Here is a 14,492-nt window from a genome sequence, read left to right as displayed (position 1 = left end):
CTGTGTAGAATGGCGGTGTTTACTACCTGGGCGGCCTGCCCGCTGCAGGCTACCTGAAACCATGCGTCATGTGCCGCACCACCTTTGCCGACGAGGCGGCGTTATCTTGAAGGAAAAATGATGAAAAAAACCTTGTTGCTTACCGCATTGGCCGTATCCGCTTCGGCAGCTTTGGCCAAAGACCCGAGTTTTGCCGATTTCAAACCGCTGGATGTGGTTGACGGCTATCAAACCTACGGCACGCCCGCCCAAGATATATCGGAAACCTTTATTTTTGTGGATGGCGGCGCTCACGAGGGCAAAATTGCCTCTATCCATTTGTTGAGCGTGCTCCAAAATTCTCCGGCCTTTGTAGTCGTTCCGGGCAGAACGCTGGCGGAATATGTGCGCAACACCAGATCTGCCGGCAGCAAGGTTTATTCGGTGCAGTGTGCAGAAAAAACCGTGCGCGAAGTGGCGCGCCACACCAATGCGCAAGGCGCGCGCATTCCGTTTAACCGCCTACAAGGTGTATCGAAAGTAGCTGCCCGCGTGGTATGCAAGGTGGCGGAGCAGTCATAGGCCGGATTCTTCCATCCGCCTTTCTTCCCCGAAGTGCCTTAAAGGCACGGGCGGCTTTTCAAAGCCCCGGGGCTGATAGGCATGGGACAGATATGGCGGATTAAACTAAGCATGACGGTATGCGCATTTTACCGTACTGATTGTATTGCCTGAGGCTTGCCGAATGGTTTTGAAAGTGGATTCGGCTGCTATATCTAAACAACCGAGGTGCATACATAACGCCATTGCGGGAACGGTTGGATAAAATAAGGGGCTGACGTAGATTAGCAGCTATGCTAGGCTACGGAAATGAAGATAACTAATTGTAAATTAAGTAAGAGAATTCAAAATAAACTGCTTGAATTTTTCGTACTCCAAGTTACCGCCCGTTCCGCTGCCGATATTTTGGGCATTCAGCCCAACTCCGCTATTCTGTTTTACCGTAAAATCCGCATGGTTATCAGCCATTATCTAGCCTTGGCTGCCGATGAGGTTTTCGAGGGGCCTGTCGAGTTGGACGAAAGTTATTTCGGGGGACACCGCAAGGGTAGACGCGGTCGCGGTGCGGCAGGAAAAGTGGTTGTCTTCGGCATTCTGAAACGCAACGGACGGGTCTATACCGTTGTCGTAGATAATGCCAAGTCTGATACTTTGATGCCTGTTATCAAACAGAAAATCATGCCGGACAGCATTGTTTACACGGATAGCCTGAGCAGCTACGACAAGTTGGACGTGAGCGGTTTTATCCATCACCGCATCAACCATTCCAAGGAATTTGCAGACCGCCAGAACCATATCAACGGCATTGAGAATTTTTGGAATCAGGCAAAACGCGTCTTACGGAAATACAACGGAATCGACCGCAAATCTTTCCCGCTGTTCTTGAAAGAATGTGAGTTTCGATTTAACTTCGGCACACCGTCTCAACAGCTTAAAATCCTGCGGGATTGGTGTGGAATTTAGGGCTAATCTACGTCAGCCCCTAAAATAAAAGGCTACCTGAAATTTTCAGGTAGCCTTTTATTCGGCTGAATGCCAATCTTACTTGGCGGCTTGGTCTACGCGTTCGCGCAATTCCTTACCAGCTTTGAAGTGCGGCACGTATTTTTCGGGCACGTTCACTTTTTCGCCGGTTTTCGGATTGCGGCCGATGCGTGCCGGACGGTGGTTCAGGTCGAAGCTGCCGAACCCGCGAATCTCGATACGCTGACCACGAGCCAGCGCACGGGTCATGGCATCCACCAAAACCTTCACGCTTTGCTCCACATCCTTAACAGCCAGGCGGGAATGCCCTTGAGCCAGATACTTCTCGGCCAGATGGGCCATCAACTCTGATTTGGTCATTTTGCGCTATCCTTATTCGTTTTCGCCGCCCAGCTTGGCCTTGAGCAAATCGCCCAGGCTGGTGGTGCCGGCATGGCTGGCCGCTGCGTTCACGGTGTTGAGCGCTTCGCGGTTTTCTTTGGCCGTGCGGGCTTTTACCGACAGCTTGATATTGCGGTTTTTGCGGTCTACGGTAACGATGACGGCTTCCACTTCGTCGCCTTCTTTGAGCTTGGTGGTTAAGTCTTCCACGCGCTCGCTGTCGAACTCGGAAGCGGGCAGGTAGGCCACTACTTCGTCGGCCAGCTGCACTTCGGCGCCTTTGGCTTCAACAGATTTCACGGTGCCTTTCACCAAAGCGCCTTTGTCGTTGATGCTGATGTAGCTGCCGAAGGGGTCGCCTTCGAGCTGTTTGATGCCCAAGCTGATGCGTTCTTTCTCTACATCGATAGACAATACAACGGCTTCCACGTCTTCGCCTTTTTTGTATTTGCGTACGGCTTCTTCGCCGCTTTCGCTCCAAGAGAGGTCGGAGAGGTGTACCAGGCCGTCGATGTTGCCGGGCAGGCCAACGAAAATACCGAAATCGGTGATGGATTTAACCGCGCCGGTGAGTTTGTCGCCTTTGTTGAAGTTGGCGGCAAATTCTTCCCACGGATTGGCCTGGCATTGTTTCATGCCCAGGCTGATGCGGCGGCGGTCTTCGTCGATGTCCAGAATCATCACTTCTACTTCGTCGCCCAGCTGAACCACTTTGCTCGGGTGAACGTTTTTGTTGGTCCAGTCCATTTCGGAAACGTGTACCAAGCCTTCGATGCCCTGTTCGATTTCAACGAATGCGCCGTAGTCGGTCAGGTTGGTTACCTTGCCGAACAGGCGGGTGCGGGCGGGGTAACGGCGGGCGAGGCCGCTCCAGGGGTCTTCGCCCAGCTGTTTCATGCCCAAAGATACGCGGCTGCGGTCTTGGTCGAATTTCAATACTTTGGCTTCTACTTCCTGGCCCACTTCCAGCACTTCGCTGGGGTGTTTCACGCGGCGCCATGCCAAATCGGTGATGTGCAGCAGACCGTCGATACCGCCCAAGTCCACGAATGCGCCGTAGTCGGTGATGTTCTTCACGATACCTTTCACCACGGTGCCTTCCTGCAGGGTTTCCAGCAGGGCCTGGCGCTCTTCGCCCAGGGTTTCTTCCAGCACGGCGCGGCGGGATACCACTACGTTGTTGCGTTTGCGATCCAGTTTGATCACTTTGAATTCAACTTCTTTGCCTTCAAAGTGAGAAGTGTCTTTCACCGGGCGCACGTCTACCAGAGAGCCCGGCAGGAAAGCGCGGATGCTGTTGATCATCACGGTGAGGCCGCCTTTGACCTTGCCGTTGATCACGCCGGAGAGGATCTCGCCGCTTTCCATGGCTTCTTCCAAAGCCAGCCAATCGGCAGCGCGTTTGGCTTTTTCGCGGGAGAGTTTGGTTTCGCCGAAGCCGTTTTCTACGGATTCGATGGTTACGGTAACGAAATCGCCGACTTTAACTTCCAGTTCGCCTTGGGCGTTTTTGAATTCGTTCAAATCAATCAGGGATTCGGATTTCAGGCCGGCGTTCACGATAACGTGTTTGTCGGTAATCGCCACCACTTCGGCGGTAATCACCTCGCCCTGATTCATTTCTTGTACGGCTGAGTATTCTTCCAGTAACTGGGCAAAATTTTCCATAAGGTTTTGTCTTTTCCACGCACGGCCAAGGAGTGCGGAGGGTTGGAGTTGATAGAAGCCTGCCACCCTTGGCATGGCAGGCGTGAGTTAAATCAATTGTTTATACAACACAGCCGCGCCCAAGCGGAACGGATGCGCCGAAAACGCGGCATTATACAGTAACTTTATTTTTCCCGATACCAATCAAGCACTTTTTTTACCGATTCTTCAATCGTCAGCGCCGAAGTGTCGAGCAGATGGGCTTCAGGTAGCTTTTGCAGCGGCGCAACGGCGCGGTTGCGGTCGGCTTCGTCGCGTGCTTCGATATCGGCCAAGATGCGCTCGAAACCCGCGCCTGCAAGCGGTACGCCGATTTGTTTGGCGCGGCGTTCGGCACGCACTTGCGGCGAAGCAGTGAGGAAAACCTTGAGCACGGCATCGGGGAATACCACCGAGCCCATATCGCGCCCGTCGGCCACCAGCCCCTGTTCGGTTAGAAACGCGCGCTGCCGCTGCAACAAAGCCGTGCGCACCGTCGGCAGCGCCGCCACCCGTGATGCCCCCATGCCGATTTCCTCGCTGCGGATGGCGGCGGAAACATCCTCCCCGTCCAACAGCACCGCGCCCTCGACAAACTCCACCGGCAAAGCCTGCGCCAGCGCGGCCACCGCAGCTTCGTTATCCCAAGCGATTTGGCGGTTGCGCGCATAGAGCGCGGTGATGCGGTAGAGCGCACCCGAATCCAGATAACGCCAGCCCAAGGCATTCGCCACCCGCTGCGCCACCGTGCCTTTCCCCGATGCGCTCGGCCCGTCGATTGCGATTACTTTTTGCGGCATAGCTGTCTCCGAAAAAAGCGCCATCTTACCCGAGATTGCCGATGAGCGGGGCAGGGATGGCGCAGATAGGGGCGGTGTGGGCAGAAAAGGCTACCTGAAAAATGGGAGGGCTAAATGGTAGGAAACAGGTTTTTAGGTAGCATTTTAATCCGCTCCCCCCAGCATCCCCAGCAACTCTTCTTCACTCAACACGGTCACGCCCAGCGCCTGTGCCTTTTCCAGTTTGCTGCCTGCGGCTTCGCCCGCCACTACGAAATCGGTTTTTTTGGATACACTGCCGCTCACTTTGCCGCCGGCGGCTTCGATGAGGGCGGCGGCTTGGTCGCGTTTCAGGGTGGGCAGGGTGCCGGTCAGGACGAAGGTTTTGCCGGCGATGGAGCTGTTTTCGGGGTGCAGGCTGCCTGAAACGTCGCCTGCGCTGTTTTCAGGCAGCGCTTCGGTGAAGGCGATGATGTCTTGCAGCAAGGTGGCGTGTGCAGGCTGCCTGCGCCAGTCTTGCCATTCTTGCGGCAGGGCTTGGTCGGTTTGCAGGGCGTGCAGGCTGCCTGCGAGCTGCCAGAGTTCGGCGGCGCGTTTTTCGCTGAGTTTGATGCCGGGCAGGCGTTGCAGCCATTGTTCGGGGGCGGCGTGGGCGCGGGTTTGGGGCGACGGGGCGGCAGCTTGGGGGGTGACGTGCTGCAATAGGTCGTCCAGCATTTTTTGCTGTGCAGGCTGCCTGAAATAGTGGGCGATGGCGTGGGCGACGATGCTGCCGATGTCGGGCAGGCAGGCGAGGATGGGTTCGGGGGCGCGGCGCACGGTGTCGAGGTTGCCGAACGCGGCTGCCAGCTGTTTGGCGGTGCTTTCGCCGACGTGGCGGATGCCGAGGGCGAACAGGAAGCGGGCGAACGGCGGGGTGCGGCTTTGGGCGATGCTGTCCAAGATGTTCTGCGCCCATTTGGTGGCGGCGGATTTGCTGTCTTTGATGGTTTGCAGTTTGGCGATATCTAATTGATAAATATCGGCAAAGCTGTGCAATACGTCGGCAGCGACGAGTGCTTCGATTTGCTTGTCGCCCAGCCCGGCGATGTCCATGGCTTTGCGGCTGGCGAAGTGGATGAGCCCTTGTGCGCGCTGGGCTTGGCAGAGCATGCCGCCGGTGCAGCGGGCGACGGCTTCGCCTGCTTCGCGTTCGACGGCGCTGCCGCATACGGGGCAGGTTTCAGGCAGCCTGAACGGTTCGTGCAGCGGTTCGAGGCTACCTGAAAACGAGCTTTGCGAGTTTCTGCGAAGCAAAAATAAGTCGCCGCCGAGTGCAGGCTGCTTTTCAACCATCGGGCGGCGTTCCAACAGCACGCGCACCACTTCGGGAATCACGTCGCCTGCGCGGCGCACGACCACGGTGTCGCCCACGCGCACGTCTTTGCGCGCCACTTCGTCTTGGTTGTGCAGCGTGGCGTTGGTCACGGTTACGCCGCCTACGAACACGGGCGCGAGCCGCGCCACGGGGGTGATTGCGCCGGTGCGGCCGACCTGCACGTCAATCGCTTCCACGGTGGTGAGCGCTTCTTCGGCGGGGAATTTGTGCGCAATCGCCCAACGCGGCGCGCGCGACACGAAGCCGAGTTGTTGCTGCTCGGCCAACGAGTTCACTTTGACCACCATGCCGTCGATTTCATACGGCAGGCGGGGGCGGTGCTCGGCCAGCCGTTCGTATTCGCGCAACACGGCCGCCGCGCCGGTGTACGCGCCGAAATAGCCTTCGGGCAGCGAAAAGCCGAGTTCGTGCAGCAGCGCGAGCTCTTCCATGTGGCTTTCAGGTAGCCTTTCCGCGCCCGAAAGTTGGGCGATGCCGTAGGCGAAGAAATGCAGTTTGCGCTGCGCGGTGATTTTGGAATCGAGCTGGCGCAGGCTGCCTGCGGCGGCGTTGCGCGGGTTGGCGAAGGGCTTTTGGCCGGCTTCGAGCTGGCGTTGGTTCAGCGCGGCAAAATCGGCTTTGAGCATCAGCACTTCGCCGCGCACTTCCAACAGTGCAGGCTGCTTTTCGCCGTGCAGCTTCAACGGGATATTGCGCACGGTTTTGATGTTTTCGGTCACGTTTTCGCCCGTGGTGCCGTCGCCGCGCGTGGCCGCCTGCACCAAAATCCCGTTTTGATACAACAGGCTGACGGCCAGTCCGTCAAACTTCGGTTCGGCGGCGTATTCCACCTGCGACACGCCCAATTCTTTGCACACGCGCTCGTCAAACGCCAAAAATTCGGCGTGGTCGAACGCGCCCGTTTCGTCGTTGCGCGGCGAAAACGCGTTATTCAGCGACAACATCGGCACGGCGTGCACCACGGTTTCAAAGCCGTCCAGCACCGCGCCGCCCACCCGCTGTGTGGGGCTTTCGGGCAGCCTGAACTGCGGATATTCGGCTTCCAGGGCTTCCAGCTCGCGGTAGAGCCGGTCGTATTCGGCATCGGGCACGCTGGGCGCGTCCAAAGTGTAGTATTCGCGGGCGTAGCGGTTGAGCGTTTGCACAAGGGTGCGGATGCGTTGTTGGGGGGTGGACATGGTGGCGGGTGGTGTGAACAAAAAGACGGCGCATATTATCACGCGCCCAAGGGGAAGAGGCTACCTGAAAGGAAGGAATAAAGGCTTTCAGGTAGCCTGTATAATACGCGGCATCTCTAAAGAAGGAGCCTGCCATGGCCGAACTGAACGACCATATCTACGAGCAAATCCCGCGCTGTGCGAACAAGGCGACGAGCTGGCCGATGCGGAGCGCTATGCCGAAGCCATCGAACGTTTTTGGCAGGCATGGGATTTGCTGCCCGAGCCGCAAACCGAATGGGAAGCCGCCACTTGGATACTGGCTGCGGTGGGCGACACCGAATTTTTGCGCGGCAGCCACGAAGCCGCCCGCGAAGCCCTCAGTCACGCCATGCACTGCCCAGATGCCATCGGCAACCCCTTTTTGCATTTGCGGCTCGGCCAGGCGCAATTTGAGTTGGGCAACTTCGAGCGCGCCGCCGACGAACTCATCCGCGCCTACGCGCTGGGCGAAGAGGAAATGTGGGCGGGCGAAGACCCGAAATACCTCGACTTCCTCGCCACTGTGTGCGAGGACATCGAAAACTACAGCCGTAAACATTGAGCTGCGTTGTTTTGCCATTTAAGGCTACCTGAAAGCACAGCTTCAATGAGGTTAAAACAAGGCTTCCGCAAGAAGCTGAGTTTCTGCGGAGTAGGCCGAGGCTGTAACAAAGTGAAGCAAGCCGAGTTGCTGCTAGTTAAACTATAAGCTATTGTTTCCAAAAGGCTAACAATTTTCAGGTAGCCTCTTACCCTATGGATTGATAAACCACCCATGCCCCCACGTTCCCGCCCGCTCACCCCCGCCGAAACCAAGCTCGCCCGCAGCGTGTTTGGCAGCGGGTTGCGCTATGAACGCATCCGCCTGCACGGCGGCGCGTGGTGGCTGCCTACCCGCAATATCGCCGTTGCCCCCTTCGGCCATGTTTACTTCCCCGCCAACCGGTTCTGCCCCGATTTCGCCCAGCGCCCCTTGATCGAACGCGCCTGGCTGGTACACGAGCTGACGCATGTTTGGCAGCACCAAAACGGCTTTCCCGTGTGGCTTGGCGGCAGTTTGCAGGCTTTGCGTTTGGGCTACCTGAAAAACCGCGCCTACCGCCTGCCCATGCTCGACACCGTACCGCACTTCAACCGCCTCAATATGGAGCAGCAGGCTGAAATCTTTGCCCTGTATTACCGCGCTGCCATTTGCCACGACCCTGCCGCCACCCCCTACCTGCCGCAGTTGCAACGCCTGTTGCAGCCGTTTTTTGCCAACCCGAAAAGCCGTGAACTGTGGCCGAAATGGCTTTGAAAGCTGAGTGCGGCTATGTTTATAACTTCGTTGAAGCTGCGCTTTCAGGTAGCCTTTTTGCCGTAACGCGGTAAGGTTGGCTGAACCAATCCGGCTTAGACTTTTTTCTTCTATCCATTAAAAATTTATTTATAAAGAAGGGGTGAGGTGGAAAGGAGAGAAGAACGTAGAATATTGGAATTTTATTCAATATTTTGAAAAATAATATTTTTCTTAAAATTAAATAGAATTAGTTCGGGCTGGCTTTGCCGATTGCATTAATTTCATTCATACAAAGCAGCAAATTTATCGCTTGCAACTTGCCTCGTCCTGCCGCAAACTCGCCCCCTGAGAAATTTTACTTATTTCCTAAATATTTCCCGTTTTGCAAACCATTGAAGGAGTTTTTATGAACACATTCCACCTCTCCGGCTATCCGCGCATCGGCGCGAAGCGCGAGCTGAAATTTGCCGTTGAAGCCTTTTGGAAAGGCGCGAAATCCGAAGCCGAATTGCAGCAGGTAGCGGCCGATATCCGCCGTGCGAACTGGGCTACTCAAAAAGCCGCCGGTGCCGATTTGCTGCCGGTGGGCGATTTTTCGTTTTACGACCATGTGCTGGATTTACTCTGCACGCTGGGCGGCATCCCCTCCCGTTTCGGCTTTGATGCGGCCAAGCTGACCCTGCCGGAATACTTCCAGCTGGCACGCGGCAACGCCACCCAGTTTGCGATGGAAATGACCAAATGGTTCGACACCAACTACCACTTCATCGTGCCCGAATGGTCGGCCGACACCGAATTTAAGGTAAACGCCAAAAACCTGATTGCCCAAATCAAAGAAGCCAAAGCGCAAGGCCACGACATCAAGCCCACGCTGGTGGGCCCGGTTACGCTGGCTTGGTTGGGCAAGAAAAAAGAAGATTTCGGCTGCCGCGTAACCAAACTGCTGCTGCCCAAGCTGCTGCCTGCTTATGCGCAACTTTTGCGCGAGCTGGCTGCCGAAGGCGTGGATTGGATTCAGATTGACGAGCCGATTTTGGCCGCCGAAGCCCCGCAGGTGTGGCTGGACGCATTCGCCCCCGTGTATCAGGAACTGGCCAACACCGGCGTGCGCATCGTCATCGGCACTTATTTCGCCTCCGTGGCCGAACACCTGAACCTGCTGAAATCCCTGCCCGTACACGGCGTGCACATCGACTGCGTGCGCGCACCGGAGCAGCTCTCCGTGTTTGCCGACGGCTGGCCGGACAACCGCGTGCTTTCTGTGGGCCTGATTGACGGCCGCAACGTGTGGCGCGCCAACCTGAACAAGGTCATCGACACGCTCGAGCCCGTGAAAGCCAAATTCGGCAACAACTTGTGGATTGCCCCCTCCTGCTCGCTGCTGCACAGCCCGCAAGACTTGGCCGTGGAAGAAAAACTGGACGGCGAAATCAAATCTTGGATGGCCTTTGCCGCGCAGAAACTGGTGGAGCTGGGCGTGGTAAAACAAGCGCTGGCACACGGCAAAGCCGCCGTTCAGGCTGCCTTGGCCGAATCCGATGCCGCAGCCGCCGACCGCGCCACCAACAAGAAAATCCACAACGCAGCCGTGCAAAAACGCGTGGCCGACCTGCCCAAAGGCGCCGACCAACGCAAATCGCCGTTTGCCCAGCGCATTAAGGCACAGCAGGAATGGATGAAGCTGCCCGTGCTGCCCACCACCACCATCGGCTCCTTCCCGCAAACCACTGAAATCCGCCAAGCGCGCGCCGCGTTCAAGAAAGGCGAGCTCTCCGCTGCCGACTACGATGCCGCGATGAAGAAAGAAATCGCCTACTGCGTGGAAATCCAAGAGAAATTGGAGCTGGACGTGCCCGTACACGGCGAAGCCGAGCGCAACGACATGGTGGAATACTTCGGCGAACAGCTGGCCGGCTACTGCTTCAGCCAGTTCGGCTGGGTGCAGAGCTACGGCAGCCGCTGCGTGAAACCGCCGATTATTTTCGGCGATGTATCCCGCCCCAATCCGATGACCGTTTATTGGTCCACCTACGCGCAAAGTCTCACCAAACGCCCGATGAAAGGCATGCTCACCGGCCCGGTAACCATGTTCAAATGGTCTTTCGTCCGCGACGACATCCCGTTGGGCGAAGTGGCCAAACAAATCGCGTTGGCACTGAACGACGAAGTATTGGACTTGGAAAAAGCCGGCATCAAAGTCATCCAAATTGACGAGCCCGCCATCCGCGAAGCCATGCCGCTGAAAAAAGCGCAGTGGGACGAATTCCTGGCCTGGGCCTGCGAATCCTTCCGCCTGTCCAGCACCGGCGCGGAAGACAGCACCCAAATCCACACCCATATGTGCTACTCCGAGTTCAACGACATCCTGCCCGCCATCGCCAGTATGGATGCAGACGTGATTACCATTGAAACTTCACGTTCCGACATGGAATTGCTCACCGCGTTCGGCGATTTCAAATACCCGAACGACATCGGCCCCGGAGTGTACGACATCCACAGCCCGCGCGTGCCCACCGAAGCCGAAGTGGAACGCCTGCTGCGCAAAGCGATGGAAGTGGTGCCGGTAGAGCGCCTGTGGGTGAACCCCGACTGCGGCCTGAAAACCCGCGGCTGGAAAGAAACCTTGGAACAGCTTGAAGTGATGATGGCGGTTACTAAGAAACTGCGTAAGGAATTGGCGGATAAAAACGTTACCCGCTAAACGCTGAGGCAGTTGGAATGAGCAAAGGCTACCTGAAACTTTCAGGTAGCCTTTTTGCTGGTGTGTGGGTTTCAGGTAGCCTTTAGCGCTGTTTGGACTTCGCCAAAGCTATGCTTTAGCTTTGCGGCAACTCGGCTTTCTTCGGAAACTTCGTTGAAGCTGCGCTTTCTGGTAGCCTTTGGTATGCGGCGGTAGGAAACTGCCCTATTGCCGGGCGGGCTTTGCGGCTAGAATATTTGCCTGTGATGAGTGAATTGGAAAAGGACAAACAATGGCTGTGCTGCGGCGGATGGTGGTGGTTGGGGTTGGCCTGATTGGCGGCTCACTGGCTTTGGATGTGAAGCGGCTGGGGCTGGCGGATTGCGTGGCGGGCGTGGATACGGATGCGGCCAATCTGCAACAGGCGCTGGATTTGGGCGTGGTGGATGAGGGTGTTGCTTCGCTTGGGCAAGCCTTATCGGCCGATACGGATTTGGTGCTGCTGGCTGCGCCGGTGGGCGCGCTGGGGCGGATTTGTGCGGAATTGGCGCCGCTCTTGCCTGCGGGGTGTGCGGTAAGCGATGTGGGCAGCACCAAACAGTCGGCGCTGGCGGCGTTTGCGCAGTATTTGCCCGCTGCATGGCCACGCTGTGTGGCGGCACACCCGATTGCAGGCACGGAACGTTCGGGCGCGGCGGCGGCACAGGCCGGGTTGTTTACCGGCAAACGGCTGATTATTTGCCCGCACGAAGGGCAGGATGCGGCGGCACTGGCGCGGGTGGAAGCATTGTGGCAGGCAGTGGGCGCGCGGGTGGAACACATGGATGCCGAGGCGCACGATGCGGCGTTTGCGGCGGTATCGCACCTGCCGCAGCTCTTGGCCTATGCCTATATGAGGCAGGTGGCGATTGCGGCGGAGAGTGAAGAATGGCTGCGGCTGGCGGGCAGCGGTTTCCGCGACTTTTCCCGCCTGGCAGCCAGCGAACCAGCGATGTGGACGGACATTGCGCTGGCCAACCGCGAAAATCTGCTGGCTTTATTGGACGGGCAACAGCAACAGCTGGCGCGGCTGCGCAAATGTTTGGCGCAGGAAGACGGAGCGGGCTTGTGGGAAATGTTTGCCGAGGCGAGCACGGCGCGGCGGAAGTGGGAAAAGGGAAAGGGGTAGGGAATTTCAGGTAGCCTTTTGGGGCTACCTGAAAGTTTTTGGATGAGTGGCAACGGTGGTTAAACTTCGTTGAAGCAGAAGTAGGTTGTGTTTTTGAGTCCGACCTACGGCTTTTCAGGTAGCCTTCCCTTGCGGGGTGTGTAGGGTGTGTGCGGAACACACGCACGCGTTATTCAACCCACAAACAGCGGCGTGCGTGCCTGCGGCACACACCCTACAGCCGCCCAGCGCGTAGCTTGGGTTGGGAAAGCCAACGGTTCACTTTATTGGTTGGGTTATGCCTGCGGCTAGCCCAACCTTGTGTCGTTTTAACTTCGTTGAAGCTGTGCTTTCAGGTAGCCTTTGGGGCTACTTGAAAGTTTTTGATGATTGGGAAAGGCGTATCAGCGTCAATGTATGAGTGTGCTAAACGATTTCAGGTAGCCTGCGGGGGGAGGAGGCTACCTGAAAGTTTGTGTGGCTAGGGCTGTCAACAGACCCTAGAGATAGTCGGCCAGATTACCCAATGCGCTTTGCCAATCGCTGGGGGCGAGGCCGAAGGCGCGGTGGATTTTGCTGCAATCGAGGCGGGAGTCGGCGGGGCGGCGGGCGGGGGTGGGGTAGTCGGCGGTGGTGATGGCGCGCAGTTCGGGCGCGTGGGGCAGAACGCCTTGTTCGGCGGCGCAGCGGAAGATTTCGGCGGCAAAGCCGTGCCAAGTGGTGTAGGGGCTACCTGAAAAGTGGTAGAGGCCGTAGGGGCAGTTTTCGGTTTGGGTGCGCCCGGCGATGTGCAGCAGGGCGGCGGCGATGTGGCCGGCATAGGTGGGGGCGCCGCTTTGGTCGGCCACGATGCCGAGGCTGTCGCGTTCGCGGCCGAGGCGGAGCATGGTTTTCACGAAGTTGTGGCCGTGTTCGCCGAATACCCAGGCGGTGCGCAGGATGATGTGGCGCGGGCAGGCGGCCTGCACGGCTTGTTCGCCGGCCAGCTTGCTTTGGCCGTATATGGTTTGGGGGTCGGGGGCATCGGTTTCGCGGTAGGGGCGCTCGGTGCGGCCGTTGAAAACGTAGTCGGTGGAAATATGCAGGATGGCGGCGCCTGTGGCGTGGGCGGCGTGGGCGAGGTTTTCGGCGCCTTCGGCGTTGGCGGCATAGGCGGCGGCCGGTTCGCTTTCGGCTTTGTCTACGGCGGTGTAGGCGGCGGCATTGATGATCACGGCGGGCTGTTCGCGCTCGACGGCTTGCAATACGGCGGCACGGTCGGCGATGTCGAGACCGCTGCGGTCGTAAGCGGCTACCTGAAAATTGTGGGCGGCGGCCTGCTGGATGAGGGCTTGGCCAACTTGGCCGTGGTGGCCGGTGATGAGGAGTTTCATGGGGCTACCTGAAATGGGGATGGTTAATCAAATAATACGGCTTGATTCAGCAGTTTGCCGGCGAGGTCTTTGGGTGAGAGTTTGGGTTCGCCTTGCAGCGGCCATTCGATGCCGACTGCAGGGTCGTTCCACAGCAGGGAATGTTCGGCTTTGGGGTTGTAGTAGTCGGTGCATTTGTAAACGAATTCGGCTTCTTCACTCAATACATAGAAGCCGTGGGCGAAGCCTTCGGGCACCCAGAGCTGGTGTTTGTTTTCGGTGGAGAGGATGGCGCCGGCCCATTGGCCGAAGGTGGGGGAATTGCGGCGCAGGTCGACAGCCACATCGAACACTTCGCCAGCAATCACGCGCACGAGTTTGCCTTGGGTGTTTTCGGTTTGGTAGTGCAGGCCGCGCAAGACGCCTTGGCCGGATTTGGAGTGGTTTTCCTGCACGAAGGTGCGCGGGGCGATGTGTTCGCGAAACCAGTTGTCGCGGAAGGTTTCCATAAAGAAGCCGCGTTCGTCGCCGTGGACTTGGGGCTGGAGGAGTTTGACGTCGGGAATGGCAGTGGGGAGGATGTTCATAATAGGCGTTGGGTTGGGAAAAGGGTTTCAGGTAGCCTGTGCTTGCTTTGGGGCTACCTGAAAACGGGTTTACGAATGCTCCAGGGTGTGGCTGATGTATTGTTGCCGTTGGATTTGCCCGAGCTTCTGCCGGGCTTCGGCCAGCTGGCGGCTGAGGTGTTCGTGTTCTTTGCTGCCGCAGCCGGGCTGTTTGGCTTGCTGCTTGATCCGGGCGATGCGCTGTTGCAGCTCGGCTTTGTTGCGTTGCTGCATTTGGTCGGCATAGGCGGCTTGGCCGGCGTGGTAGGCCTGAATTTTATTTTGCAGCGCCTGCCAGGCTTTGGGTTGGTGTTTGGGCGGGATGGCGAGCTTGTAGCTGAGGCGGGTGCAGGGGCGGCCGCATTCGGGGCAGGGCACGGCTTGGCCGTGGGTTTTGGCGCGGCGCACGGCGGTGCGGCAGTGGAAGCAGACGTGGTTGGTGTTGGAGGGCATGGTTTCAGGTAGCCTGGGTTATGGTGAAT

The 14,492-nt window shown here is 57.8% G+C and carries 13 protein-coding genes; 6 read left to right on the top strand and 7 right to left on the bottom strand.

Annotation, left to right across the window (positions count from 1 at the left end):
* Window positions 1–117: 117 nt before the first annotated feature.
* Both A7Q00_RS03960 and A7Q00_RS03955 read left to right on the top strand, forming a co-directional pair.
* Window positions 118–561 (top strand): hypothetical protein, encoded by a 444-nt coding sequence (locus tag A7Q00_RS03960; protein ID WP_156503727.1) that lies wholly within the window; start codon window positions 118–120, stop codon window positions 559–561.
* A 288-nt stretch (window positions 562–849) separates the two neighbouring features.
* The gene (locus A7Q00_RS03955) at window positions 850–1,503 is read left to right on the top strand and encodes an IS1595 family transposase (RefSeq protein ID WP_064089330.1); all 654 of its coding nucleotides are present in this window, start codon (window positions 850–852) and stop codon (window positions 1,501–1,503) included.
* Window positions 1,504–1,581: 78 nt separating this feature from the next.
* On the opposite strand, the gene A7Q00_RS03950 is transcribed toward A7Q00_RS03955, so the two are convergent.
* The 4 genes from A7Q00_RS03950 to ligA all read right to left on the bottom strand — a co-directional run bounded on the left by A7Q00_RS03950 (window position 1,582) and on the right by ligA (window position 6,926).
* Window positions 1,582–1,884: an integration host factor subunit beta gene (locus A7Q00_RS03950; protein ID WP_003824966.1), complete on the bottom strand. Its 303-nt coding sequence runs from the start codon at window positions 1,882–1,884 to the stop codon at window positions 1,582–1,584.
* A gap of 12 nt (window positions 1,885–1,896) precedes the next feature.
* On the bottom strand, window positions 1,897–3,573 hold the full coding sequence (gene rpsA / locus A7Q00_RS03945) for a 30S ribosomal protein S1 (RefSeq protein ID WP_023887868.1): 1,677 nt from the start codon (window positions 3,571–3,573) through the stop codon (window positions 1,897–1,899).
* A 164-nt stretch (window positions 3,574–3,737) separates the two neighbouring features.
* Entirely contained in the window at window positions 3,738–4,391 is a 654-nt protein-coding gene (cmk, locus tag A7Q00_RS03940; RefSeq protein WP_245637522.1) for a (d)CMP kinase, read from the bottom strand.
* Window positions 4,392–4,535: 144 nt separating this feature from the next.
* Window positions 4,536–6,926: an NAD-dependent DNA ligase LigA gene (gene ligA / locus A7Q00_RS03935; protein WP_064089328.1), complete on the bottom strand. Its 2,391-nt coding sequence runs from the start codon at window positions 6,924–6,926 to the stop codon at window positions 4,536–4,538.
* Here ligA and A7Q00_RS03930 point away from each other — a divergent pair.
* The 4 genes from A7Q00_RS03930 to A7Q00_RS03915 all read left to right on the top strand — a co-directional run bounded on the left by A7Q00_RS03930 (window position 6,904) and on the right by A7Q00_RS03915 (window position 12,074).
* Window positions 6,904–7,509 carry a tetratricopeptide repeat protein gene (locus A7Q00_RS03930; protein WP_245637521.1) on the top strand — a complete coding sequence of 202 codons (606 nt, stop codon included), beginning with the start codon at window positions 6,904–6,906 and terminating at the stop codon, window positions 7,507–7,509. The genes ligA and A7Q00_RS03930 overlap by 23 nt on opposite strands.
* 213 nt (window positions 7,510–7,722) lie before the next feature.
* A complete protein-coding gene (locus A7Q00_RS03925) occupies window positions 7,723–8,244 on the top strand; it encodes a hypothetical protein (protein WP_064089327.1) in 522 nt (173 codons plus the stop codon).
* A 388-nt stretch (window positions 8,245–8,632) separates the two neighbouring features.
* Complete coding sequence (gene metE / locus A7Q00_RS03920) at window positions 8,633–10,927, top strand: 5-methyltetrahydropteroyltriglutamate--homocysteine S-methyltransferase (protein WP_064089326.1); 2,295 nt, start codon at window positions 8,633–8,635, stop codon at window positions 10,925–10,927.
* Between the two features lie 271 nt (window positions 10,928–11,198).
* Complete coding sequence (locus A7Q00_RS03915; protein ID WP_064089325.1) at window positions 11,199–12,074, top strand: prephenate dehydrogenase; 876 nt, start codon at window positions 11,199–11,201, stop codon at window positions 12,072–12,074.
* A gap of 479 nt (window positions 12,075–12,553) precedes the next feature.
* On the opposite strand, the gene rfbD is transcribed toward A7Q00_RS03915, so the two are convergent.
* The 3 genes from rfbD to A7Q00_RS03900 all read right to left on the bottom strand — a co-directional run bounded on the left by rfbD (window position 12,554) and on the right by A7Q00_RS03900 (window position 14,463).
* Window positions 12,554–13,426, bottom strand: a complete 873-nt coding sequence (gene rfbD / locus A7Q00_RS03910) for a dTDP-4-dehydrorhamnose reductase (protein ID WP_064089324.1) — start codon at window positions 13,424–13,426, stop codon at window positions 12,554–12,556.
* 23 nt (window positions 13,427–13,449) lie between these two features.
* The gene (rfbC, locus tag A7Q00_RS03905) at window positions 13,450–13,992 is read right to left on the bottom strand and encodes a dTDP-4-dehydrorhamnose 3,5-epimerase (protein ID WP_064089323.1); all 543 of its coding nucleotides are present in this window, start codon (window positions 13,990–13,992) and stop codon (window positions 13,450–13,452) included.
* 69 nt (window positions 13,993–14,061) lie between these two features.
* Window positions 14,062–14,463 (bottom strand): hypothetical protein, encoded by a 402-nt coding sequence (locus A7Q00_RS03900; RefSeq protein ID WP_064089322.1) that lies wholly within the window; start codon window positions 14,461–14,463, stop codon window positions 14,062–14,064.
* Window positions 14,464–14,492: the final 29 nt, after the last annotated feature.

It is taken from the genome of Eikenella halliae, assembly GCF_001648475.1.
Classification (GTDB): domain Bacteria; phylum Pseudomonadota; class Gammaproteobacteria; order Burkholderiales; family Neisseriaceae; genus Eikenella; species Eikenella halliae.
The sequence above is the reverse complement of the archived record's forward strand: the minus strand, read 5'-3'. Positions and strand labels throughout refer to the sequence as shown.